17 protein-coding genes are annotated in these 25,290 nt (G+C 35.0%); 5 read left to right on the forward strand and 12 right to left on the reverse strand.

The window, feature by feature from the left end; genetic code table 11:
- Positions 1-227: 227 nt before the first annotated feature.
- The 7 genes from AC4FQ3_RS10460 to AC4FQ3_RS10490 all read right to left on the reverse strand — a co-directional run bounded on the left by AC4FQ3_RS10460 (position 228) and on the right by AC4FQ3_RS10490 (position 13,727).
- Positions 228-2,624 (reverse strand): glycoside hydrolase family 31 protein, encoded by a 2,397-nt coding sequence (locus AC4FQ3_RS10460; RefSeq protein WP_491181810.1) that lies wholly within the window; start codon positions 2,622-2,624, stop codon positions 228-230.
- Between the two features lie 32 nt (positions 2,625-2,656).
- Positions 2,657-5,143, reverse strand: coding sequence for a glycoside hydrolase family 2 TIM barrel-domain containing protein (locus tag AC4FQ3_RS10465; RefSeq protein WP_491181811.1), 2,487 nt, complete (start codon positions 5,141-5,143; stop codon positions 2,657-2,659).
- A gap of 135 nt (positions 5,144-5,278) precedes the next feature.
- Positions 5,279-6,151, reverse strand: coding sequence for a hypothetical protein (locus AC4FQ3_RS10470; protein WP_242607158.1), 873 nt, complete (start codon positions 6,149-6,151; stop codon positions 5,279-5,281).
- Positions 6,152-6,171: 20 nt separating this feature from the next.
- Positions 6,172-7,752, reverse strand: a complete 1,581-nt coding sequence (locus tag AC4FQ3_RS10475; protein ID WP_491181812.1) for a RagB/SusD family nutrient uptake outer membrane protein — start codon at positions 7,750-7,752, stop codon at positions 6,172-6,174.
- A gap of 12 nt (positions 7,753-7,764) precedes the next feature.
- A complete protein-coding gene (locus AC4FQ3_RS10480) occupies positions 7,765-10,860 on the reverse strand; it encodes a SusC/RagA family TonB-linked outer membrane protein (protein ID WP_491181813.1) in 3,096 nt (1,031 codons plus the stop codon).
- Between the two features lie 51 nt (positions 10,861-10,911).
- Complete coding sequence (xylA, locus tag AC4FQ3_RS10485) at positions 10,912-12,231, reverse strand: xylose isomerase (RefSeq protein ID WP_059116557.1); 1,320 nt, start codon at positions 12,229-12,231, stop codon at positions 10,912-10,914.
- 2 nt (positions 12,232-12,233) lie between these two features.
- Positions 12,234-13,727 (reverse strand): xylulokinase, encoded by a 1,494-nt coding sequence (locus tag AC4FQ3_RS10490; protein ID WP_491181814.1) that lies wholly within the window; start codon positions 13,725-13,727, stop codon positions 12,234-12,236.
- A gap of 390 nt (positions 13,728-14,117) precedes the next feature.
- Between AC4FQ3_RS10490 and AC4FQ3_RS10495 the strand changes: the two genes are divergently transcribed.
- The 4 genes from AC4FQ3_RS10495 (at position 14,118) to AC4FQ3_RS10510 (ending at position 18,820) form a co-directional block, all read left to right on the forward strand.
- On the forward strand, positions 14,118-14,834 hold the full coding sequence (locus AC4FQ3_RS10495; RefSeq protein WP_491181815.1) for an NUDIX hydrolase: 717 nt from the start codon (positions 14,118-14,120) through the stop codon (positions 14,832-14,834).
- The gene (locus tag AC4FQ3_RS10500; protein WP_073397403.1) at positions 14,834-15,568 is read left to right on the forward strand and encodes an NUDIX hydrolase; all 735 of its coding nucleotides are present in this window, start codon (positions 14,834-14,836) and stop codon (positions 15,566-15,568) included. The genes AC4FQ3_RS10495 and AC4FQ3_RS10500 overlap by 1 nt, the downstream gene beginning before the upstream one ends.
- Positions 15,569-15,730: 162 nt before the next feature.
- Positions 15,731-17,527 carry a translation elongation factor 4 gene (gene lepA / locus AC4FQ3_RS10505; RefSeq protein ID WP_491181816.1) on the forward strand — a complete coding sequence of 599 codons (1,797 nt, stop codon included), beginning with the start codon at positions 15,731-15,733 and terminating at the stop codon, positions 17,525-17,527.
- 336 nt (positions 17,528-17,863) lie between these two features.
- Positions 17,864-18,820, forward strand: coding sequence for a helix-turn-helix transcriptional regulator (locus tag AC4FQ3_RS10510; protein ID WP_491181817.1), 957 nt, complete (start codon positions 17,864-17,866; stop codon positions 18,818-18,820).
- Positions 18,821-18,858: 38 nt separating this feature from the next.
- Here the strand turns inward: AC4FQ3_RS10510 and AC4FQ3_RS10515 are convergent, their stop codons facing one another.
- The 3 genes from AC4FQ3_RS10515 to AC4FQ3_RS10525 all read right to left on the reverse strand — a co-directional run bounded on the left by AC4FQ3_RS10515 (position 18,859) and on the right by AC4FQ3_RS10525 (position 21,229).
- Positions 18,859-19,359 (reverse strand): DinB family protein, encoded by a 501-nt coding sequence (locus AC4FQ3_RS10515; RefSeq protein ID WP_491181818.1) that lies wholly within the window; start codon positions 19,357-19,359, stop codon positions 18,859-18,861.
- A 52-nt stretch (positions 19,360-19,411) separates the two neighbouring features.
- Positions 19,412-19,891 (reverse strand): DinB family protein, encoded by a 480-nt coding sequence (locus AC4FQ3_RS10520; protein WP_302093942.1) that lies wholly within the window; start codon positions 19,889-19,891, stop codon positions 19,412-19,414.
- A 405-nt stretch (positions 19,892-20,296) separates the two neighbouring features.
- Entirely contained in the window at positions 20,297-21,229 is a 933-nt protein-coding gene (locus tag AC4FQ3_RS10525; RefSeq protein ID WP_491181819.1) for a 1-phosphofructokinase family hexose kinase, read from the reverse strand.
- Positions 21,230-21,393: 164 nt separating this feature from the next.
- Here AC4FQ3_RS10525 and thiL point away from each other — a divergent pair, with 164 nt between their 5' ends.
- Complete coding sequence (gene thiL, locus AC4FQ3_RS10530) at positions 21,394-22,440, forward strand: thiamine-phosphate kinase (RefSeq protein WP_073397391.1); 1,047 nt, start codon at positions 21,394-21,396, stop codon at positions 22,438-22,440.
- Positions 22,441-22,526: 86 nt separating this feature from the next.
- Here thiL and AC4FQ3_RS10535 read toward each other — a convergent pair whose 3' ends face one another.
- Together AC4FQ3_RS10535 and AC4FQ3_RS10540 are read right to left on the reverse strand one after the other, a co-directional pair.
- Entirely contained in the window at positions 22,527-23,225 is a 699-nt protein-coding gene (locus tag AC4FQ3_RS10535) for a response regulator (protein WP_042562959.1), read from the reverse strand.
- Entirely contained in the window at positions 23,215-25,272 is a 2,058-nt protein-coding gene (locus tag AC4FQ3_RS10540; RefSeq protein ID WP_491181820.1) for a tetratricopeptide repeat-containing sensor histidine kinase, read from the reverse strand. Before AC4FQ3_RS10540 ends, AC4FQ3_RS10535 begins: the two co-directional genes overlap by 11 nt.
- Positions 25,273-25,290: the final 18 nt, after the last annotated feature.

Here is a 25,290-nt window from a genome sequence, read left to right on the forward strand (position 1 = left end):
TAACACATAGAATCATAGCTCATTGGAAACTTAAAAAAGGCGTTTCACTAGTTTAAACAAACATAGTCTATGTGTGAGAAACTAGTTTCTTTTTATTTTCTTTTATTCACTAACAAAAATCCTATGTTTCTATGTGTTTATTTTTTTTTACGCAGATTTTGCAGATTGAGCAGATTTTTAATTTTTAATTCTCAATTTTTAATTCTTTTATCTGTCGCTAACTTTTTCTATTTAACCCACTCCGTTTTAAAAGTGGTTTTTCCGCTTAATGCGTTTGGTGTTACGTCAAATGCATTTCCGTTTTTGTTTACTGTAATTTCCTGAACGGCATCGCCATCCGGTAAAAATACTTTGGCTTTCGCCGAAGTTGTTTTGTCACTTGCGTAAACTTTCAACGTTAATTTGCTCCAATCCATATCTTTTGTAGATTGTGCCAAAGCGATGTGAGGCAAAGCTGTTCCGTCTTTTACTAAAACTACGATTGGCACTTCACCCGCTTTGATTTTATGCCAGCCGGATTGGTATACTTTTTTAGTTTGGTAATCAATCCAAGTTCCTTCCGGAAGATAAACATCTCTTTCTGTAACTTCTTCAAAAAGTGGTGCAACCAACATGCTTGAGCCAAATAAATATTCATTATCAACCAACCATGCTCCCGGATCATTTGGATATTCTACAAAAAGTGCACGCATCATTGGTAATCCTTTTTGAGAACTTTCTTTTGCCTGGGCGTAGATATATGGCATTAATTCGTAACGCATATTATCTGCTTTTCTAAATCCTTCCAAGAAATCTTTGCTGTATAACCAAGGTTCGCGCGGAGGTTCGCCGTGGCTTCTTACGTGTGAAGTAAACATTCCGAATGGTGCCCATCTTCTGTATAAATTCTCTGGCGATTTTGTTGCAAATCCACCCACGTCATGACTCCAGAAACTAAATCCGCTTAGACCTAATGAAAGTCCACCACGTAATTCTGCCGACATTGCGCCGTTTGTTGTTTCAGCATCTCCACCCCAATGTAATGGATAACGTTGAGATCCTGCCCACGTACTTCTTGCCCAGATTAAAGTATATCCTTTTTCTTTCTGTGTAATTTCTGCAACAGCCTTATTATATCTCAATGGATATAAATTATGTTCGTAAAAACCTGTTCTTCCAGAATGATAAATTCCGTCTGGCGGTGCAGCTTCTCCAAAATCTACTTTGAAAACTGCAACTCCCTGATCGAATAAATGTTTCAGTTTTCCTTGATACCAGGTTACCGTTTCAGGATTTGAGAAATCAAGAACAGCGTCTTCGTACGGAAGATTTCCTTTACGGTCTCTTACGGCTAAGTTCTTATCCATGATTTCATTAAACAACGTATTCTTTGGAGTGAAGTAAGGCAATTGCCATAAACAAACCTGAAAACCGTCTTTCTTTAAATCGGTCATCATTTTTTGTGCATCCGGGAAACGGGCTTTTGCAAACTCGTAATTGTTTCTCCAGTCTACATCAAACCAACCTGTATCAAAGTGTATTACATCTGTTGGAATTTTATATTTACGTAAATCTCTTGCTACGTCACGACCTTCTTTTTCAGAAAAATAAGTGATACGGCTCATCCAGAAACCAAACGACCAAAGTGGTGGCATTGCTGCTTTTCCGGTCAAATCCGTGTATTGATCTAAAACGTCTTTTGGTTCTCCGATAAAGAAAAACAAATCGGCTTCGTCATCTCCAATATACATTTCGTTGGCACTTGAATAATATCTTCCAAAATCAACTGTAATTGGTGTTGAATGATGCATGAAAACTCCGTAACCACGGCTACTCATATAAAATGGAACAGGTTTATACATGGTTTCATTCTGAATTCCGTTGGCGTCATCTGCCCACAAAACTACTTTTTGTCCTCGTTTATTGAATTGTGTGAATGATTCTCCACAACCAAATATTTTTTCGTCTGGCTCTAAACTAAAAGCCGCGCCCATACTTCTTGAATAATCGCTGTTTCTACGAACATAAGAAAACGGAAGTGTTGGGGTATATGTGTTTTTAAAATCAGTATCGTGCAATGTACTTGTCAGTAGTTTTCCTTTTTCATCGTAGATTTTTACGTGCCAAGGTTTTACTAAGATTTCGACAACTCCATGTTTGCTGGTGTATTTGTGACCGCCTTCGATTTTAGAATACTTCCATAATTCCGGGTGATTAGGCGCAACACCGTCAACCAACATTAAAGATTCTTTTTGCGGATGAAACTGTGGTCCTGAAGTAGTTTTGATCCTGATGGTTCTATCAGAAATAAACTGAATTTCAAACGGCAATAAAGGCGAAGCTTCGTATTCTGTTGCCGGGAATTCGTTTGCAGCAACAGAGTCCGGCTTCATCATCATGTTGTTGAAAGCCTGACGTGTTTTATAATTGTATCGCAAATATTTTATTGTCCCTTTTCCTGTAGCAGGATCAAACGCTTTTAGTTCATCGGCAAAATAAAACGTGTTCAGATAATTCTGAAAATCTTTGCTGATATCTATCGGAGCATTTAGCACATCGGCATTTTGAATTTGTGCCGACGCTTTTGGCGAAAGCAATCCAAAACCCATGAATAGAGATAATGAGGCTATCTTTATTTTTTTCATTGTGTCTTTTTTAGTTAGTTTGTATATAGTGGTTATTCTGCTGTAATTACAATTGTCGACGGTTTTAATCCATTCGCTTTAGCGGTTAATTCAAGTCTTCCGGTTTTATCTCCAGATTGAACAATAACCAGACATTTTCCGTTAAGCGCTGTATGTTTTAAACCTTTGTATGATTCATGACTTACGGGATCTCCGCTTGCAACTCCAACGATTTTTCCGTTTCCTTTTAGGGAGAAGTTGATTTCGTTATTAGCATTTGGTGCCAAAGTTCCTTTTTCATCTAAAATATCTACCGTTACAAATGATAAATCATTTCCATCTGCTTTTATCGTACTTCTGTCTGCTGTTAATTTTAAGTTTGATGGATTTCCGGCTGTTTTGATTTCTTTTTCTAAAACCACTTTTCCGTTTTTACGAGAAATTGCTTTTAGTGTTCCGGGTTGATATGGAATTCTCCACATTACGTGCAAATCATCTCCTTTTTTACTTCTGATTCCAACTGATTTTCCGTTAAGGAAAAGTTCAACCTCATCGGCTTTATTATAGTATGCCCAGACATCTACGGTTTGTCCTGCTTTCCAGTTCCAATGTGGGAAAATGTGAAGCACAGTTTTGTCTGTCCATTCGCTTTGGTACATATAATAAACATCTTTCGGGAAACCAGCTAAATCTACAATTCCGAAATACGAACTGATTGACGGCCATTCGTATGGAGTTGGTTCTCCAATATAATCGAAACCTGTCCAGATGTACATTCCAGAAAGAAAATCGTGTTTTTTAATGACTTTCCACGTTGCTTCGTGCGTTGAACCCCAAGGTGTTTGCACCTGATCGTAAGCTGAAACGGTGTTGCCCGGATTTCCTTCTGTAAATTTAAGATCCCATCTTACTGGCCATTTTTTTATAGTATCTGAAACGGCATCATAATAGCCTCTTGTCTGTAATCCAGAGGTTGTTTCTGTGGCAATGAAAGGAACTCCGGGGAAATTCTTTTTATGATGTTCATACGTTTGATGCGCATAATTGTAACCAATTAAATCCAAAACGCCAGATGCGGCAAGTGGATTAATTTGAACATTATTCTTTTCGAATTGTAACGTTACGTCATCAATATTCATATTTACCGGCGGATTCATTGCTGCGGTAAGCGGACGTGTTTTGTCATACTGGCGAGTAATTGCCGCTAATTCTTTGGCAATTTCAACCCCTTTTTCATTCCATTGTTCCGGAATTTCATTTCCGATACTCCAAACAAAAATACTTGGATGATTTCGGTCGCGCAGTAATTGATCGATTAAATCTTTTTTGTGCCATTTGTCCCAATTGTTTCCGTAATCGTATTTGGTTTTGGTTTGTTTCCACATATCAAATGCTTCATCCATGACAATGAAACCCATTTTATCGCAAAGATCCAAAAGTTCCGGTGCAGGCGGATTATGAGAAGTTCTGATTCCGTTTACGCCCATTTCTTTCAAAATTTCTAACTGGCGTTGGATTGCGCGTGTGTTGATTGCAGAACCCAAAGGTCCTAAATCGTGGTGCATGCAAACTCCTTTTATTTTAACCTGTTTTCCGTTAAGGATAAAACCTTTATCAACATCAAACTTAAAATCCCTGATTCCGAAATTGGTTTTGTATTGATCTACAATTTTATCGTCTACCGAAATTTCTGTAACTGCTGTATACAATTCAGGTTTTTCAACCGACCATAAAACTGGTGTTTCAACCTGAGTTTCTTGTTTGATAGTTTGATTGGCATTTGCACCAATGGTTATATTTTGCGTAACGGACGTTACTTTGGTATCTTCTTTAAAAATAGTAGTTGTTACTGTTGCCTTTTTTGAAGCTGAATATTTGTTTTGAATGGTAGTTTCAAATTGTACCGAAGCTTTTTCGGCAGTCGCTTTTGGAGTTGTAACGTAAGTTCCCCAATTTGCTACATGTAATTTATCGGTGGTTTCGATCCAGACATTTCTAAAAATTCCTGATCCTGAATACCAACGTGAATTGGGTTGTTTTGAATTGTCAACCTTTACAATAATTTCATTGCTTTTTTCCCCATAATTTAAATAGGGTGACATGTCATATTGAAAACCAATATATCCGTTTGGACGTTTTCCTAAAAAATGTCCGTTTATCCAAACTTCGCTGTTTCTGTAAACCCCATCAAAGGTAATTGATATAACTTTACTACTATCAGAAGGATTTAATTTGAAGGTTTTCTTATACCATCCCAAACCTCCGGTAAGTGATCCGCCTCCATATCCGGCCGGGCTTTTCTCATCAAATTTTCCTTCAATGCTCCAATCGTGCGGCACGTTTAGGGTTCGCCATTTGGTTGAAGTTCCAATGGTGTCTTTATCTGCCAGACTATCATTTAGATGAAAACTCCAATCTGAATTAAAAGAAACTTTGCGGTTAACAAAAGTATCTTCTTTTTTGCTGCAAGAACCAAAAAGAATTATTGTTACTAATGTTAATAAGGAAAGTTGACTGCTTAAATTCTTTCTTTTACGCATTGGTACTGTTTTTTTGTTTTGGAAAATTGAAGTTAGAAATAAAAATGATTGCTTTATTTCTTATAAAATAATTTAAGTCTCAGTTTTATAGAACGTTATAAACGCTTTTAAAACTGAGACTATAGAATTAAATAATTATAGTGTATTTGTTTTAGCAATTAAGTGATAAGATAAATAACCTCCATCAGCTCTGATAGCTATAAAACTTAAAGTAGTTTCTGTTAACTCAACCAGTCTTACATTTGTAAAACTAAATGAAGAACTAAAATATGTAGCATCATTTGGGTGTAGCATTTCGAGTCCGCCATTAAAAATTAACCTGTCATTTTTTGACTGATCTGAAAATGCAAAGTTGAATGTTCCTGTTTTAGTCGTTTTTTCTGTACTTCCTAAAGTTGGATTAGTTTGTGTTACTGATACATTGTAACCTCCTTTAAGGTCGAAAGTGATTTCTCCCCAATCTTTATTCTCTAAGTTTGCCCAAGGAATTTCTGAAAGTAATGGCCACCAGCCTGCAGGGCTAAGTGTACTGTTTATGTACTTTGCATCAACAAACTCAAGAGGTTTTACCATGTTTAATACCCATGTTTTTCCTTCTGTTCTGTTGGCAAGAAGACCCCATCTTTCATCACTAAAATAAGCTTCGTCATTTTCTGCTACTGTAACCGTTACCGGAGGAGCTTCAACAGCACCACCTCTGGTATAAGCAGTATAAAAAATCTTATACGTTCCGCCAAAAGGTAAAATGATTTTATCATCACCTTTGTTAGAATGTCCTAACTCATTTCCTTTACTGTCGATATAATGCCAGTATGGAATTACATTTGGATCTTCATTTTTAATCGCCACTTCGTGATCGTTCGCGGGATTTTGAACAACCGAAAATTTAGTAGTAGCCGGTGTTAATGTAATGGCATCTAAACTTTCACGGTCTTCTACAGGCTCGCATGAAAATAAAAATGAGCCTATGGTTATTGCTGCTATTACTATATATAATATACGTTTCATAATCATTTGTTTTTTAGTTATTACCAACCTGGATTTTGTTTGATAGTTCCATTAGAAAGTACAATTTGAGATTGTGGTAATGGGAACCAGCCTAAAGTTTCTGGTCTAAAAGTTACAGCAAAATCAGATCCACCATCAGTATTGTCAATTTGAGCTTTAGCAACAGTCATATCCTGTCTGATTAAGTCAAAATAACGTTGCCCTTCTAATGCTAATTCTAATTGACGCTCTGTCATAATAGTTTCTTTAGAAACAACAACTCTGTTAGTAGTACTTTTAAAAGCTCTGTCACGAACTTTATCTAAATCTGCTTGTGCTAACCCTGGATTTGAAAGTAAATTCAATTCTGCAGCCATCAGTAATACATCAGCATAGCGAATCATTGCAAGATCCTGATAATTATCAATTTGGAAATTTCCACCATTTGTTTCAACAATTGCTGTACCTGCTGCGTCGGTAATAGGGCAATATTTTTTCCATGAATATCCTGTATACTGACGTTGTTCTCTTGCTTCTGCATCAAAACTTAAACTTTCTTCTGCATAAGCAATAATAGTTGCATCTCTACGAGTATCTCCTCCCTCATATGCTTCATATAATTTAGGGTTAACGGTTGCTCCTCCCCATCCTGTAGCATATTTGTTGTTAACACTTCCACCACGTGGTGCAATGTTTACCTGGAAACGGTTTCCTTCATGTAAGTCCCAATTTCCTTTTCCAGAACTATTAAAACGAACAGCCCAAACCATTTCTGTATTATCTTCTCCTGCAAAATTTGCGAAAGAAGCTGCTAACCAAAGATTAGCAAAATCCGGAACCAATCCGTGTCCGCTATTGCTTACTACATCATTTATGTATGTAATCGCCTGATCTTTGGTAACAACACCAGCTAAATCAGGTTTTTCATAATAATCTGTATAGAATAAAAAAGTTCTTGCCAAATAAGCTTCTGCTGCCCATTTTGTGATACGTCCGAAGTTTGCATTTCCTTTTTGAGAATAATTCTCAGGTCCTAAATTATCTGCCGCAAATTTTAAATCGTTAGCAATTAAGGCATAAGTAACCTCAGCAGCTTGTCTTGGCAATTGAAATTCGCTTGTAGTCACGGTGTGATCTAATGGAACAATTTCTCCAAACATTTTAGCAGCCTGGAAGTGAAAGTGCGCTCTTAAAAAACGAGCTTCAGCTTCGTATTGTGTTTTCAGGGCAGTTTGAGATCCCCAGTTCACTTTATCAAGATTTTCTAATAAAATATTAGCTCTGTAAATTCCTAAATAAGAGTTGGTCCAGATAAGTGCATTCATATCTTTATCTGTCGTATACTGAAAGCGATCCCATTGTAAATCTGTTGTTGGATCTGCAATACCAAATCCTCCAAAACAATCATCAGATGCCTGTTCGCTCACAATTAATTGTGTTCCGTATGCTTCTCTTTGCAACACATCATAAACAGCAACTAATCCTTCAAAAGCGTCAGATGGCGTTTTATAAAAATTGTCTGTTACCTTATCTGTATAAGGCTCATTTTCTAAAAAATCTTCCGAACAAGCTCCTAAAACCAGTAAGCTTGAAAGCGCAAATAATTTTATATATGTTTTCATCGTTTTCATAAATTAAAAGTTAACATTAAGACCCATCATATACGTTCTTGGCTGTGGATAAAATCCAACATCAATTCCTCTTGCCCATTCTTGTCCTACAGTAGTATTTCCGAAACCAATTTCCGGGTCCATACCTTTATATTTTGTGAAAGTGTAAAGGTTATTAGCAGCAACATACAATCTGAATTTGCTAAAGAAATTTAACTTGTTTGTTAATTTTGTCAAATCACATCCGATAGTAATATTCTTAATTCTGAAGAAATCAGAATCCTGAACATATAAATCCGAGAATTTAGTATAGTTTCCATTAGGATCTGTTCCGTAAGTTACTCTCGGTGTTGTGTTAGAAGTTCCTTCAGAAGTCCATCTGTTTAAAACTTCAGTTGTGTTATTTGTATAAGCACGAGTATAATCATGAATTCCAAAAACGTTTTGACCACCTGCAGATCCGTAAGTATTAACCGTTAAGTCAAATGCTTTGTACGATAAATCAAAATTAACTCCATACGTATAATCAGGATTTGGGTTACCAACTTCTGTTTTATCATTGGCATCAATTTGTCCGTCTTTGTTTAAATCAACAAAACGAACGTCTCCAGGTTGTGCATTTGGCTGAACTCCCGCTGCAACTTCTGCTGCATTTTGAAAAATACCAGCTGTTTTTAAACCGTAGAAATATCCCATTGGTTTTCCAACCTCAACACGGTTCATCTCGTCTAAACCTTGAAACAATAAGTTAGATTCTCCGTGAATGATTCCTTCGTTGTTTGCAATTCTAAGTACTTCATTTTTGTTATGAGAAACGTTTGCATTGATACCAAAATTCCAGTTTCCGAAACTTTTACGATATGCTACTGCAACCTCAAAACCTTTGTTGCTTACGTCTCCACCATTAACATAAGGTGCAGAAGCTCCGGCATAAGTTGGAATAGAAGCCAATACTAACCAGTCTTTTGTTTTTTTGTCGTAATAATCAAATGTCAAACTAAAATTAGTAAACAATGTAGCATCAAAACCGAAATCTAATTGTTCTGACGTTTCCCATTTTAAGTTAGGATCTGAAAGCTGATCTGGACTTGAACCTACAAGTAAAGTTTCGTCTCCTGTACCAAAATGATATGTTTTGTCTTTTGAGCTAATTGTTGACATGTAAGCAAATGTTCTTGAGAACTGATCGTTACCATTTTGTCCCCAGCTCGCTCTAAGTTTAAATGTATTTACAACTGCATTTTCTTTAAAGAAAGCTTCGCGGTCTAAATTCCAACCAGCAGAGAATGAAGGGAAAATTGCATATTTATTATTTGGTCCAAATTCTGAAGATCCATCTCTACGTACTGTTGCAGAAAATAAATATTTGTTGTTGTAGTCGTATAACATACGTCCAAAGTAAGATTGGATTGCATAATCTTTACGATTTCCTTTTACCACATTTGATGTTGGATCTTTAGCATTATCTAAATAAGCATGTTCAAAATCAGTAAAAATTAAATTTCTACCCTGACCTTCCATATAATCTGCAGTATTCTTTTTTGCAGAAGTACCTACCAAAAAGTCAAAATTATGGGCTCCTGCAATTGTAGTTTTATATTGAAGTGTGTTTTCAAAAATCCATCCTAAACTTTTAGTTCCGCTTTGTGTAACACTTGAAACTGTATTGTTATCACTTGAAGATAAAGAATAAACAGGTCTGAAAGAACGATAATTACTATCTGTCATATCAACACCATAACTTGTTCTGAAAGTAAAATCTTTAAGAAATTTTAATTCTGCAAAAATATTCCCAACATAACGATTTACCTTAGTCTGGTTGAAATTATTATAATAAAGTGAACCAACCGGGTTGCTCACGTCTGCAGAAATAGTTGATTTAGCAAAATTTCCATCAGCATCATAAGCAGCGTCAATTGGAGCAGCGTTTAAGAAACTTCTAATCCCATTGCTGTAAATACCATCATCTGCAACTCCACTAGATTTTGTATTTGATAAAGTGAAGTTTTCTCCAATTTTCAAGTGATTTTCGATTACTTCTGAAGTTGAATTCACACTAAAAGTAATACGATCGTATTGAGACTGGCTGTTTGCACCACCAATCATACCTTCCTGACCATAGTATGAAATACCTGTAGCAATAGTCGATTTTTTATCACCTCCTGTAATCAAAAGAGAGTGATTTTGTTTCATTGCTCCTTCATTAAACAAATCATCCTGCCAATCGTGATTTGGCAATGCTGCAACCTGAGCTGGCGTGTATAATGGCGTAAGCCCAGAGTTTACACGAGCTTCATTCATGATTGTTGTATATTCCTGTGTATTCATCAAATCAAGTTTTTTAGCAACTTGCTGAAAACCTGTATAAGAATTAAATGACACATTCATTTTTCCGTCTTTACCTTTTTTAGTTGTCACTAAGATAACTCCGTTTGCTGCTCTTGCTCCGTAGATAGAAGCCGCAGAAGCATCTTTAAGTACATCGACCCTTTCGATAACCGAAGGATCAAGATAGGAGATTCCGTTATCAACAACAACACCATCTACCACATAAAGCGGATCACTTTTTCCTGCTGTACCGGCTCCACGAATGTTAACCACCATGTTAGCGCCTGGCTGTCCAGAAGATGAAGTAACGTTTACCCCAGATGCCTGACCTTGCAAAGCATTTGTAACATCAAGACTCGCAACTTGCTGAATATCTTTTCCAGATACTAATGAAGTTGCAGCGGTGTTAACCTTTTTCTTTTGTGTACCGTAACCAATAACTACAATTTCTTTTAGTTCTGCAGTTTCAGCCTGCATGGTTACATTTATTTTTTTATTTTCTCCAACAGTGATTTTTTGCGTTTTATATCCCATAAAACTAAATACCAGTACATCACCGGTCTTCGCTTCAATTTTGTATAATCCATCAAAATCAGTGGCAGTACTTGTCTTAGTTCCCTGTACCAAAATAGTGGCACCAGGAACTCCCATGTTATCATCTGCCGAAATAACATTTCCGCTTACAACCTTGGATTGCTCTTGGGCAAAACCAGATTGTATCATAAATAAGCTAAGCAATAGTGCCATATAATATGGCAGCATTGTTGTTTTTATACAATATTTGCTTTTCATAATAATTAAGAATTGGTTTAAATTTATAGTTAGTTACCTTATAATTTAATATTAGTATGCATTCGAAATAATCTGTTCGAATAATTCTTGTCTACCACTTAATGGTTGAGGCTCTCCGCTTGCACGGGCAATTTTGCTAAGATCTTCAAGAGATAATTCTCCTTTTTCAAACTTGGCTCCGTTACCACCGTCAAACGAACTGTAACGCTGTGTGCGTAATTTTCTGTAATCTGTATTTTGTAAAATTTGATCTGCGCATATTAATCCTCTTGCAAAAACATCCATTCCTGAAATGTGTGCAATGAATTTATCTTCTAAATCGATTGAATTTCTTCTCACTTTTGCATCAAAGTTTACTCCACCACCTTGAATTCCGCCACCTTCAAGGATAACCAACATAGCTTGTGTTACTTCCTGAAGATTGATCGGAAATTGATCTGTATCCCAACCGTTTTGGTAATCTCCGCGGTTAGCGTCAATACTTCCTAACATTCCGGCATCAACAGCAACCTGCAATTCATGTTCGAAAGAATGTCCGGCAAGTGTTGCGTGGTTTACTTCTAAGTTTAATTTGAAATCGTTTTGAAGTCCGTATTTATTAATGAAACCTAATGAAGTCGCTGCATCATAATCATATTGATGTTTCGTTGGTTCCATTGGTTTTGGTTCTATAAGGAAGTTTCCTTTAAAACCTTCTTTACGGGCATAATCTTTACAAGTATTCAAGAATCTTCCCAAATGGTCTAATTCTCTTTTCATGTCTGTGTTCAACAAACTCATATATCCTTCACGACCTCCCCAGAAAACATAATTTTCTCCACCAAGAGCGATAGTAGCATCGATAGCAATTTTTGCCTGAGCTCCGGCGTAAGCCAAAACATCAAAGTTTGGGTTTGTCGCTGCACCGTTCATATAGCGCGGATTACTGAATAAGTTTGAAGTTCCCCACAACAATTTAATTCCAGATTCTTGTTGTTTTTGTTTTGCATATTCAACCATTGTTTGAATACGAGTTTCAAATTCTGCCAAGGTTGGCGCGTCATCCACAACATCAACATCATGAAAACAATAATATGGCAAACCTAATTTTGTCATGAATTCAAAAGCTGCATCCATTTTGTCTTTAGCTCTTAGAATCGCGTTTTCATTTTTATCCCATGCAAAAGTTTCAGTTGAAGCTCCAAACGGATCTCCACCTGTATTACATAGCGTATGCCAGTAAGCCATTGAAAAACGTAAATGTTCTTTCAAAGTTTTTCCTGCAACAACACGATTTTCATCGTACCATTTAAAAGCTAACGGATTGTCACTTTCTCTGCCTTCGAACTTAATTGTATCGATGTTTTTAAAATATTGATTGGTAGTGCTCATTATTATTGTTCTATTTTAATTTGATTTTTCCATTCCTGATAGAAATCCTGATATTGTGAAGTCAGGACTTTGTTGGGTTCAATTCGGTCTAAACACTGCAATCCTGAAAAAGCTTCGTCAAGTGAATTGTAATATCCTAATCCGTAAGCGGCGCCTCTTGCAGCACCTTCTGCTCCCGAAGTATTGTATAATTCTAAAGTAGTTTGGGTGGTATTAGTGAAGATTTCCCTAAAAACCGGACTTAAAAATAAGTTCGAATTTCCTGCACGAACCACAGTTCCGGAAACGCCAACTTCTTTCATAACATCAAAACCGTAGTTCATTGCAAACACGATTCCTTCGCAGGCTGCGCGCACCAAATGTGATGGCTGATGAATATTGAAATTTAAATTCTGAATTCCTGATGTTGCATTTTTATTGTTGAAAATACGTTCAACACCATTTCCGAAAGGGTAAAAACGAAGTCCGTTGCTTCCCGCCTCGACTTTTGCAGCTTCGGCATTTAGTTTTTCGTAGGCGATTAAATCAGCTCTGTCAACAGACATGATTTTACGAAGCCATTGGTATAAAATTCCAGAACCGTTGATGCACAGCATTACGCCATTTTTCTTTTCAGTTTCTGTATTGTTAACGTGTAAAAAAGTATTGATTCTGTTTTGTTTGTCATAAGCATCCTGATCGCTTACGGCATATACAACTGCTGAAGTTCCGGCTGTTGTAGCAATTTCGCCAGGTTTCAAAACATTTAATGACAATGCATTATTTGGCTGATCTCCTGCGCGATAAGTAATTTTTGCATCTGGATTTAATCCTAATTCCTGAGCAATTTCAGAATTAACTGTAGCCTGAATTCCAAAGTTTGAAACAATTTCAGGAACGATATCCGAAGATAATCCCATTTGAGAAAGGATTTCAGTTGCCAATTTTCCTTCCGAAAAATTCCATAAAGCCGCTTCTGATAATCCCGAAGTACTAATTTGAGCTACTTTTGATAATTTCGCAGCAATAAAATCGCCCGGAAGCATCATGTATTTTGCTTTTGCGAAAATTTCTGGCTGGTTCTCTTTTACCCATTTTAGTTTTGAAGCCGTAAAATTTCCCGGACTTCCTAAAATTTGTTTTTGGCAGTTTTCGGCACCAATTTGAGCATAAACTTCATCCCCAATAAGAGCAGCACGGCTATCGCACCATATAATCGAAGAACGAACCGGATTCAAATTTTCATCGGTTAAAACCAAACCATGCATTTGATACGCAATTCCAATTCCTGCAATTTTCTTTAAATCGATATTAGATTTAGCACCCAATTGTTTAATTCCGTCTTTTACATATTGCCACCATGACTCCGGATCTTGTTCTGCCCAGCCAAATTGTTGTGCGATAATGGGCATTTCAAAATCTGGAACGCTTACTGCGCCAATAGTCGTTCCTTTCTCAGGATCGAAAACTGATAATTTTATTGAAGAGCTTCCTAAATCAATTCCTAAAAAAAACATTTGTGGTACTTTTTAATTAGTTATAGATTTGTCCATTTTAAACTTATAGTCAAACTGAACTTATCTTATGGTTATTTTGACTACAAGTGTAAAACATTTTTTCTATATTAACAAAATATTAGATGTTTTTTTTGGCTATTCAGATAAATTGATGTTCATTTTTACAGATACAACAAAAAATGAATTAAAAGTGAAATAAAAATTGTCAAAAAAATAACGAATTATGAATTTGACAATCAGACATTTAAGAATTATAATTTGAAAGTGGAAAAATTGCCAATTAAATAAGGCACTGATTACCAGAAAATTGTTACGTTGAAAAAAATATAAAGCTTTTACGAAGGCAATTATTCATTTTATTTATTTAATTTGTCAAAATTTTAATAGCATATGGTTAAAAATGTAGAGGATAATTCAGTTTTGAAGAACGGACAAACTGCAATGAATGCAATCACGATTGACTGTGTAATATTTGGTTTTGATAAAGGAAGTTTAGAAGTACTTTTGGTACAGCACGGAGAAGGGATTAGTAAAGGAAAATGGGGACTTCCCGGAGGATGGATTTATAAAAAAGAAAGTACAGACAACGCCGCACATCGTTTATTGAATGAACTTACCGGTCTTGACAATATTTATCTGGAGCAGTTAAAAGCGTTTGGCGACCCCGATCGTTTCCCGCTTCGACGCGTTATTACGATTGGTTATTATGCTTTGGTAAAACGCGAAGATTACAATATTAAAGCAGGTTTTACAGCATCTGATGCCAAATGGTATAAAATAAATAATATTCCGGATTTGATTTATGATCATAATGAAATCCTGTCCTACAGTTTAAAACATCTTCAAAACAGAGTTCGCCAGGCTCCGCTTGGATTTAATCTTTTGCCTGAAAAATTTACTTTACTGCAATTAATGCATTTATATGAAGAAATTTTAGGAATCGAAATGGACAAATCTAATTTTCGCCGAAAAATTCTTCACATGAAATTATTGGTCGCTTTAGATGAAAAACAACAAGATGTCTCGCACAGAGCCGCAAAATTGTATAAGTTTGATCCTGATATTTACAAAAAACTGACTGAAAAAGGATTTAATTTTGAATTTTAATGGCTTTTTCTTCTTCTCAAAATATTTCTGAAACGAATACCAATATAACTGCAGATAAAAAAACAGTTATACATGGCATCACGATTGACTGTGTTATTTTTTCTTTCGATAAAAAAAACCTTGAAGTGCTTTTGGTACAACATGCCGGAGGAGCAAGTGTTGGAAAATGGGGACTTTTGGGTGGGGATTTATATTTGGACGAAAGTATTGATAATGCTGCCCTTCGAATAGTATATGAATTGACCAGTCTTGACAACATTTATCTGGAACAGCTAAAAGCTTTTACGGATCCGGATCGTGTAAAAAGTACAAGAGTTGTAACTGTTGGTTATTATACTTTGCTCAATAGGGAAGATTATGATATTAAAGCCAGCATTTCTGTAATTGAAGCCAAATGGTATAAAATTAAGGACATTCCGGATTTGATATTTGACCACAACGAAATTCTCGAATTTAGTTTGATGCAATTGCGTAATCGTGTTCGCCAGGCACCAATTGGTTTTAATCTTTTGCCGGAGAAATTCACTCTTTTGCAGTTAATGCATCTTTATGAAGAAATATTAGGAATTGAATTAGACAAATCCAACTTTCGCAGAAAAATTTTGCACATGAAATTATTAGTTGCACTTGATGAAAAACAAAAAGACGTCTCGCACAGAGCGGCAAAACTCTATAAATTTGATCCTGAAATTTACAAGAAACTGACCGAAAAAGGTTTTAATTTTGAATTTTAAAAGTAATTTTAAAACGCAGATTCTAACAATCAGAGATCTTCATTCCAGAATCCAAAACTTTGCGCTATCTTTGCCCCTTAATAACACGCTCTAAAGCAATTGCCCAAGAGTAAATTTATACCCGGAATTACTTAAACTCGTATAGAGAATTGATATTATAAAATGAAGAAGATACGTAACTTTTGCATTATTGCACACATTGACCACGGTAAAAGTACATTGGCAGACAGATTATTGGGAGCCACACAAACCGTTACAGCTCGTGAAGAAAAAGCACAATTGCTTGACAACATGGATCTGGAGCGCGAGCGTGGAATTACCATTAAAAGTCACGCCATTCAAATGGAATATACTTATAAGGGAGAAGAATATATTTTAAATTTAATTGACACTCCCGGTCACGTTGACTTTTCATACGAAGTTTCTCGTTCGATTGCTGCCTGCGAAGGTGCGCTATTGATTGTTGATGCTGCACAAAGTATTCAGGCACAAACGATTTCAAATTTATATCTTGCTTTAGAAAATGACCTGGAAATTATTCCGGTTTTGAATAAAGTAGATTTACCAAGTGCTAATCCTGAAGAAGTTAGTGATGATATTATCGATTTATTAGGATGTAAATTAGAAGATATTATTCATGCTTCGGGAAAAACAGGTTTTGGTGTTGAGAATATCTTAGCTGCCATTATCGAAAAAATCCCACCTCCGTCAGGAAATGTTGATGAGCCTTTACAAGCTTTGATATTCGATTCGCACTATAATCCGTTTCGTGGAATCGAAGTTATTTTTAGAGTTGTAAACGGGCAAATCAAAAAAGGGCAAAAAATTAAATTCATGGCTACCGGCAATGAATATTTTGCTGACGAAATTGGAACTTTGAAATTAAATCAGGTTCCTAAAAACGTAATTTCTGCTGGTGATGTTGGTTATTTGATTTCCGGAATTAAAGAAGCGAAAGAAGTAAAAGTTGGTGATACCTTAACGGATGCAAAAACGCCAACCACAAATATGATTACAGGTTTTGAGGATGTAAAACCAATGGTTTTCGCCGGAATTTATCCTGTTGATACTGAAGATTATGAAGATTTGCGTTCTTCTATGGAGAAATTGCAATTGAATGATGCTTCGTTAGTTTTTACACCTGAAAGTTCTGCAGCGTTAGGATTTGGTTTCCGTTGCGGATTCTTAGGAATGCTTCACATGGAAATTATTCAGGAACGTTTAGAGCGTGAGTTTGATATGACTGTAATTACTACAGTTCCCAACGTTTCGTATTTGGCTTACACCAAAAAAGATCCTGAAACTCCATTCGTTGTAAATAATCCTTCTGACTTACCTGAACCTTCTCGTTTAGACAGAGTTGAAGAACCTTATATTAAAGCTACAATTATTACAAAAGCTGATTTCGTAGGAAACGTAATGAGTTTGTGTATAGAAAAACGTGGTCAAATTACCAATCAAACATATTTGACTACAGAACGTGTTGAATTGAATTTTGACATGCCTCTTGCTGAGATTGTATTTGATTTTTACGATCGTTTAAAAACAGTTTCTAAAGGTTATGCTTCTTTTGATTATTCCCCTATCGGAATGAGAACGTCGAAATTAGTAAAACTGGATGTTCTTTTGAATGCTCAAACGGTTGATGCACTTTCTGCCTTAATTCACGAAGACAATGCTTATAACATCGGTAAAAAAATGACCGAGAAATTACGCGAATTGATTCCGAGACAACAGTTTGACATTCCGATTCAGGCCGCAATTGGAGCAAAAATTATCGCTCGTGAAACGATTAAAGCACTTCGTAAAGACGTTACCGCAAAATGTTATGGTGGAGATATTTCGCGTAAGCGTAAACTTCTTGAAAAACAGAAAAAAGGTAAAAAACGTATGAGACAAGTTGGAAACGTTGAAATTCCGCAAGAAGCTTTTATGGCTGTTTTGAAATTGAACGATTAGATTTTTGTTTTTTTAGAAGAAAGAAGCAAGAGTAAAGAATATAGATTTAAACCCGATGACGAAAGTTGTTGGGTTTTTTGTTTTTTTTGTTTTGTCTAGACATAATACATTCCACAACGCATATCGTAGAGGCGCACAGCAGTGCGTCTCCCGCAAAGAAATTCGACAATCAATACAAATATTGTGAATACGTTTCCTTTAACGAAACGGACATACGTTGTGAATAAAATGTTCTATTTTTAACCAATAAATCTGTCCTAATTTGGAACATCTTTTTTATTTCTTTAAACTTTGAACCTTTGTATCTTTGAACCTCTGAACCTCAAAAGAAAAAAAATGGACGAAACCCCAAAACGATTTGACCGTATTGTTGCCATTCTGATTCAGTTACAATCTAAAAAAATTGTAAAAGCTCAGGAATTGGCTGATCGTTTTGACTGTAGTTTGAGAACGATTTACAGGGATATTCGAACTTTGGAAGCATCGGGAGTTCCTATTTACAGTGAAGCCGGAGTTGGCTATGCTTTAATGGAAGGTTACAGATTACCGCCTGTAATGTTTACGCGCGAGGAAGTAAGCAGTTTTATTGCTGCCGAAAAACTGATGCAGAAATTTACAGATCCTTCTTTGGGAAATCATTACGCATCGGCGATGTATAAATTGAAATCGGTTTTAAGAAGTAATGACAAAGACTGGCTTTCGAATATTGAATCAAGGGTTGTCATGCAAACTGCAGAACCCATGTTTAACGATAATTCGCCTAATACGCTGGCGGTTCTTTTTGAAAGTATTGCCGAGAAAAAGCAAATTTTGTTATCCTATAAAACCTTTGATAAAGAAGAAGTAACGCAGCGAAATATTGAACCCGTTGGCGTTTTTCACGACCACAATAATTGGTATTTTCTGGGTTATTGTCATTTACGAAAAGATTACAGACAATTTCGAACCGATAGAATTCAGGCAATAAAAAAAACAGACTGTGATTTTACGATCGAACATGATTCATTAGAAACATACTTAAATAAAACAGAAACAATTCCAACGACGAAAGTCCGAATTTTGATTGAAAAGAAAATTGCAAGATATCTTGTATCCGAAAAAAAATATCACGGTTTTGTTTCAGAAAAAGAAGTGGACGGGAAAATTGAAATGACTTTTATGTCCAGCAGTGTCGACAATGGTTTTCCGCGGTGGTTTTTAATGTTTGGAGATTATGCCACAATATTAGAGCCTGAAAGCCTTAAAACTAGAACTTTAGAATTATTAGAAGTCAACAGAAAAAGACTTTTATAAAAAAACTCCCGAGAGAATATCTTCGGGAGTTTTTTATTTTATTGCTGAGTTTTCACAACATTATAAAAGTTATAATCTGTATTTGAGGCATCTGTAATTCCGATGTTTCTTCCCATTGTTACAATCTGGCCTCTGTGATAAGAGCCGTGATTAATAACCTGAAGTAAATAGTCAGAAATTGGAAGTTCACATTCAAACCAGGGATTAATGATTTTAACTTTTTTTACCAAATCTTCTTCTGACAATGAATTAATATAATCGGCCAGTTTTTTAGATGAATTTAATAAACCTGAAAGAATTTCTTCTTTAGACAATTCACTTTCAAGCTTCTTTTCTAATAAAGAAGTTTCAGAAATAACAGAAAACCAATATTCTTCTGTCGACCAAATGTGATCGAGCGTTTTCATAATAGTCGAAAAACTCGAAGGTACTTCTGCATAAAGCAGTTCATCAGATTTCGGCGAAAGCCAATTCACGAATTGTTGATTTACCCATAAATTGTAATCTGCATAATTGGACATTATATTTTTTAGGCTCATGGTCAATAATTTTAGATTTGTTCAATAAAGTTATAATATAAAATTTGTCTAATTATCTTTCCCAGAAAAAAGGAGGTTCAATTCCTAAAGCTCTTAGGTACACATAACCTTGTCCGCGATGATGCACTTCATTATCAATAAAATATAGAATATTCTGAATTACCGGAAATTCATATTGACCAAAAAGATTAAAATTTTCATTAAAATCTTCTATCGAAAGTTTTTGCCAATACTCGTTAATTTCTGCAGTTGCTTCATCCCATTTTTCAAGATATTGTGCTTTAAAAACTAATTTTTCTGAGTCTTCTGCAAATGGTTTTGTTTCTTTAGTCACGATTCCTTTTAAACCCGGAACCGCAATGGCTAAAAGTTCATCGGCTAATTTTGCAAAAGGTCGCATTCCTGCAATAGAAAATTCAAAAAAGTCTTTTTCAGGAAAAGCTTCAATTACACGACGCGTTAAGGCGCGGTGACCTTGCCAATGTTTCAATAAATCTTCCGGAGTAATTACCTGAGCTGCTAATGTTTTCATGATTTTAAAGTTTTAATTATTTAATACTTCAAAATTATTGAGGGTTGGTGACAACAGTTTGTCAACAGGAAATAAAAAAAATAGAAAATTTCTATTTTTTTTATTTCCGTAGAGACGCATTTGTAGAGACGCACAGCAGTGCGTCTCACACAACGTAACCCCATTTTATTCCGTTATGCCAAACCCGACAGGTTTTAAAAACCTGTCGGGTTTAGTATTGCATTTACGATGTGTAATAAATTGTGGTTACGGTGCGGGAGACGCACTGCTGTGCGCCTCTACCATTTAGATCGACGATATAAATTGTGGATAATATCTGTTTCTTTAAATATTATTATTGAAAATTTATTTATTCTCTGTAGACAAACGAAACTCATAATTGATAACTAATAACTTATAACTAAATTACCTATTCTTCAACCATTCAAATAAACGATTGGCATCTTCAAATTTAAATAATTGTGTGCCTTCATTCATTGTTGCGGCAGATCCGCAGGCAACGCCCCAGCGAATTACTTCTTTCAGGTTTTTATTTTGAGATAATGCCCAAACCATTCCGCCCACCATACTATCTCCAGCTCCAACGGTACTTTTTTTAGCCACATTGGGTGCCGGAACAAAATCACAACTATCTTTTGTGACTAAAACTGCTCCTTGCGGACCAAGAGAAACTACTACAATTTCTGCTCCGCCGTTGGCAATGATTTTTTTAGCGGCATCGTCTACTTCTTCCATCTCCAGACGGTCAACGCCTATTAATTTTGCCAGTTCACCAACGTTTGGTTTTATGAGATAAGCACCCGTTTCTAAAACTTTCTTTAAGGCTTCGCCAGAAGTATCTACAACTAATTTTGAGTTTGATGTTTTTGCTATTTCTGCTATTTTTTGATAAAAATCATCAGACAATCCCTCATTTAAGCTTCCGCTTGCCACGAGAAATTTTGGTTTTAAATTCGAAATTGTTTCTAAAATCTTCTCAACTTCTGAATCTTCCAAAACATCACCCGAAAATCCAAAGCGATATTGCGAATTTGTATGATCATCAACAGCAATAAAATTTTCTCTTGTTGCTGTTTTGGTTTCGATTACTTCAAAATCTATTTTTTCTTCTGCAACCAAATTTTTTAGCATTTCTCCAACTGGTCCGCCTGCTGTAAAAACGGCTAATGAATTTCCGCGCAAGCGGGAAATTGCTTTAGAAACATTTATTCCGCCACCGCCTGCGTCAAATTGAGGGTCTTTACATCTTATTTTTTGTTCAGCAATCAACCCCGAAAAATGGGTGCTTTTATCAACCGAAGGATTTACGGTTAGTGTAACTATATCAAATGATTTCATTTTTTCTGTTTTTTAATTCTCTTAAAGATCCGAAAAAAATGTCAATTTTAGTATCCTATTATTAATGGAACCAAAGTGATTCTCATTAAAATAAGCCAAAACCTTTGCTCCCGAAGCTTCGGGATTGTACCTTTGTAGCATAAAAACATTGGAACTTAGAAAAAATGATCGAAGATAAAAATCCGCAACGTACCAGTTTAGCGCAATTAGGCGAGTTTGGCCTGATTGAACATTTAACCAAAAATTTTGATGTTACACAAGAATCTACTTTAAAAAGTATAGGCGATGATGCTGCGGTTCTTGATTTTAAAGATAAAAAAGTAGTTATTTCTACCGATTTATTAATTGAAGGCGTACATTTTGATTTGGCTTATATGCCATTAAAACACTTAGGTTACAAAGCTGTCGTGGTAAATGTGTCTGACATTTGTGCGATGAATGCCAAACCAACGCAAATAACGGTTTCTGTAGCCGTTTCTAATCGTTTTCCACTAGAAGCCCTGGAAGAATTATTTGAAGGCATTACACACGCCGCAAAAGAATATAAAGTTGATGTTATTGGCGGAGATACAACCTCATCTCAAAAAGGATTAATTATTAGCATTACTGCTATTGGTGAAGCTAATGAAGATGAAATTGTTTATAGAAATGGAGCCAAACAAACTGATTTGCTTGTTGTAACGGGTGATATTGGAGCTGCTTATATGGGATTGCAGGTTTTGGAGCGCGAAAAACAGGTTTTTCAGGTTAATCCAAACAGTCAGCCTGATTTAGATCCTTATACTTATTTGGTAGAACGTCAATTAAAACCGGAAGCCCGAAAAGATGTTCGTACTTTATTGCATGCTCTTGAAATTAAGCCAACTTCGATGATTGATATTTCTGATGGATTATCTTCAGAAATTATTCATTTGTGTAAACAATCAAAAGTGGGTTGTAATTTATATGAAGATAAATTGCCGCTTGATCCGCAATTTATTTCGACTTGTGAAGAATTCAATATTGACAGCACAACGGTTGCAATCAATGGCGGAGAAGATTATGAGTTGTTGTTTACGATTGACATTAATGATTTTGATAAAATAAAAGGAAATCCAAACTTTTCTATTATTGGCCACATGGCTGATGAAAGTGAGGGAATAAATCTGGTTACACGCGCAAACACTCAAATTCCTTTAAAAGCTCGTGGCTGGGATGCCTTAAGCGAATAAACTTTTAAATTCCAAAATAAAAATTCCAAATTCCAACGATATGAGTATCAATTGGAATTTGGAATTTTTTTATTGGAATTTTTATTCTAAAAAAGCCCTTTACTTTTGGCTTCTTTGACCAATTCTTCGTCAAGTCCGGATTTTATTTTTAATAGCTCTTTCAGATTGATTTTTCGTTTCTCGATTGCGTTTAAGGAAATCGGAATATATTGTGGCATTTCGTGTGTTGGAGTTCCTTTTGATAAATGAAATAATATTTGTTTATCAAATTCGTCAATTTCAATGGAATTATGAGGCGACTGATTCAGCATTTTTTGAACGGACTGACTGTAATATTTATCATTTTTCATTACTTTATCAAAGGCAAAAAGCAATTCATCAAACGTAAGGTCGTTTTTAATTACTAAACCATTTGGGTTTATGGTTCTGATTATGGTTTTAATTTTTAGTAATTCTGTATACATCGTAAGCAGAATAACACTGCAATTGGGCATTTTTTTCAGAATTAACTTTGCCAGGTCTTCACCAGAATAAAGATCTTTTTCTTCATAAGCCGGCATACTAATATCTAAAAAGGCAACATCGAAATTCGGAGTTGCTTCATTCTCGATTAAATCATAAGCAGATCTGCAATCATAAGCCTGCGAAATAACAAAATCATATTTCTTAGGGTTGTACCGTGTAATAGCATTTTTGTATCCTTCAATAATAAAAGGATGATCGTCAACTATTAATACATTACGTCTAATTAATTGAGAAACTGGGGGGTTTTGTTCAATTGTCATTATTTTGCAGGTTAATTTTTTGATCTATTGGCACTTTTACAACTAGTAAGGTTCCTTCTCCCTGAACAGATTTTATTGACATACTTCCTTTACATTCTGCTGCTCTGTATTCAATATTATGCAAACCTATTCCGTTTTTTGTTCTCTTGGTATTAAACCCAATTCCATCATCATAAATTGATAAAATCAGATAGTTTATTTCACTTTTAAATTCAACAGTAATTTTTTCTGCATTAGCATATTTATTACAGTTTTGAAGTGCTTCCTGAATAATTCTGTACATATTAATCTTTACAGCATTACTCACTAATTCCCACTTTATTTGGGGATCAATAGAAGTGATCAGTTCCGAATCATAAGTATTTTGTTGGTTTTCAAACAATTTGTTTAAAATTAGGACAAAATTATTAATTAGTTCGGATTTTTCTCTATTTAAATCATGGGAAATTTCACGTATATCTTCTTCAATATTTTTAAGCTCCATTAAATATTTTCTTCTTTTCGGTAATGCTTCGTCTTCATCCATTTGTTCCAGGCTGTCAAGGCTTATTCTAATGCCAAACATTCTGCCCAAAACTCCGTCGTGCAATTCTTGGGCAACCTTTTTCTTTTCTTTTATACGTGTTAATTCGATATCGTTTTGCTGAGAAATCAGCAAATTATAAATATCTTCATTGGCAACCTGCTGCTGCTGTTTAAAAAGCAATTCCCTATTACGGGCTTGCTGGGTTTTATAAACGTAGAAAAATAATCCCACCAAAGTACAAATACTAAAAACATAAACTAAAGTTTTGTTCTTTTCCTGTAAGTTGGAGTTTTGATCTTTAATTTCATTGGTTTCGTATTCAATCCGCGAGAATTTCTCCCCCATATTACGTTCAGCTTTCAACATTTTATCATTAAGATGAATATATTCTTTTGAGTAAGAGGAAGCATTTTTTGGATCAACAATTGCAATTTGTTTAAGAGCAATTAAGGTATTAATTAATTTATCTGATGTACGAGCCTGCATTAAGGCTTGTTTTGAAAATTGTATGGCTTTAAATGTATCTTTTTTAAAAGCAAAATACTCTGATAAATGAATTTTGGTGGCTATTATTTCTGCCTTAAGCTTTAAACTATCTCTAATCTTTAAAGATTGGTAAAACAAGTCCGGCAATTGATCAGATTCTTTTAATTTAAATTTAGTGTAAGCCAAATTATCCAATAGTATAGCATATAAGGTTGGTTTGTCCTTAAACAGATTGGTTTGTTCTAATCCTTCTTTAAAAAAAACTTTCGCTTTTTTATAATTATATGTCTTTAAATAAACATATCCTATATTATTTAATGAAGTCGCTTTATATTGAAATTCTAATGGTATTGATTTATCTTCTAATACCAATAAGGCTTTGTTTTGAAACTCGAGTGCCTTGTCATATTCTTCTCTTTCATTATATAATATTCCCAAAATATTATAACTCTCATAAAAAAGATCATTCACATTTTTTTGCTTTTTTAAACTACTTAAAGCCTTAAAGACATTAATTTCACTCTCAAAAAAATCACCTTCGTTATATTGAAGACTAGCTTTATTTAAAAACGTTTTAGCAATATGATATTCATCTTTTAACCTTAAATAAAGTTTTTCAGCCTTATAGTAATTCATAAAAGCACTATCAGCAATAGATTTTACTACATAATAATCTCCTAAATATGAATAGGCTTTAGCAATATTAGCCGAGTCATTAGATTTTTTTGATCGTTCTAAAATTAACCTGGTGGTTTCGGTGTATCCCTTCCAATCGCTCATATTGTAATATCGATTGGCAACTTTAAAAAGATTTACTTTATTTATTGAATCATCTTTTTGATTTAAAATAATAGACAAGGCTTTTCTATTATAATCTTGCTTAAAATTTAAAGGTAATTTTTCTTCATTGGCCAATGAAAGATAAGTTGGAAGACTGTCTGAGGAAGAAATTATATTTTTATCTGAATTTGTTTTTTCAGAACAAGCTCCAAAAACAAAAATTAAAAATAATAGTATGTGAAATTTTCTTTTCAACGTTGTCAATTTCATCAA

This window comes from Flavobacterium sp. AK-345 (genome assembly GCF_058310175.1).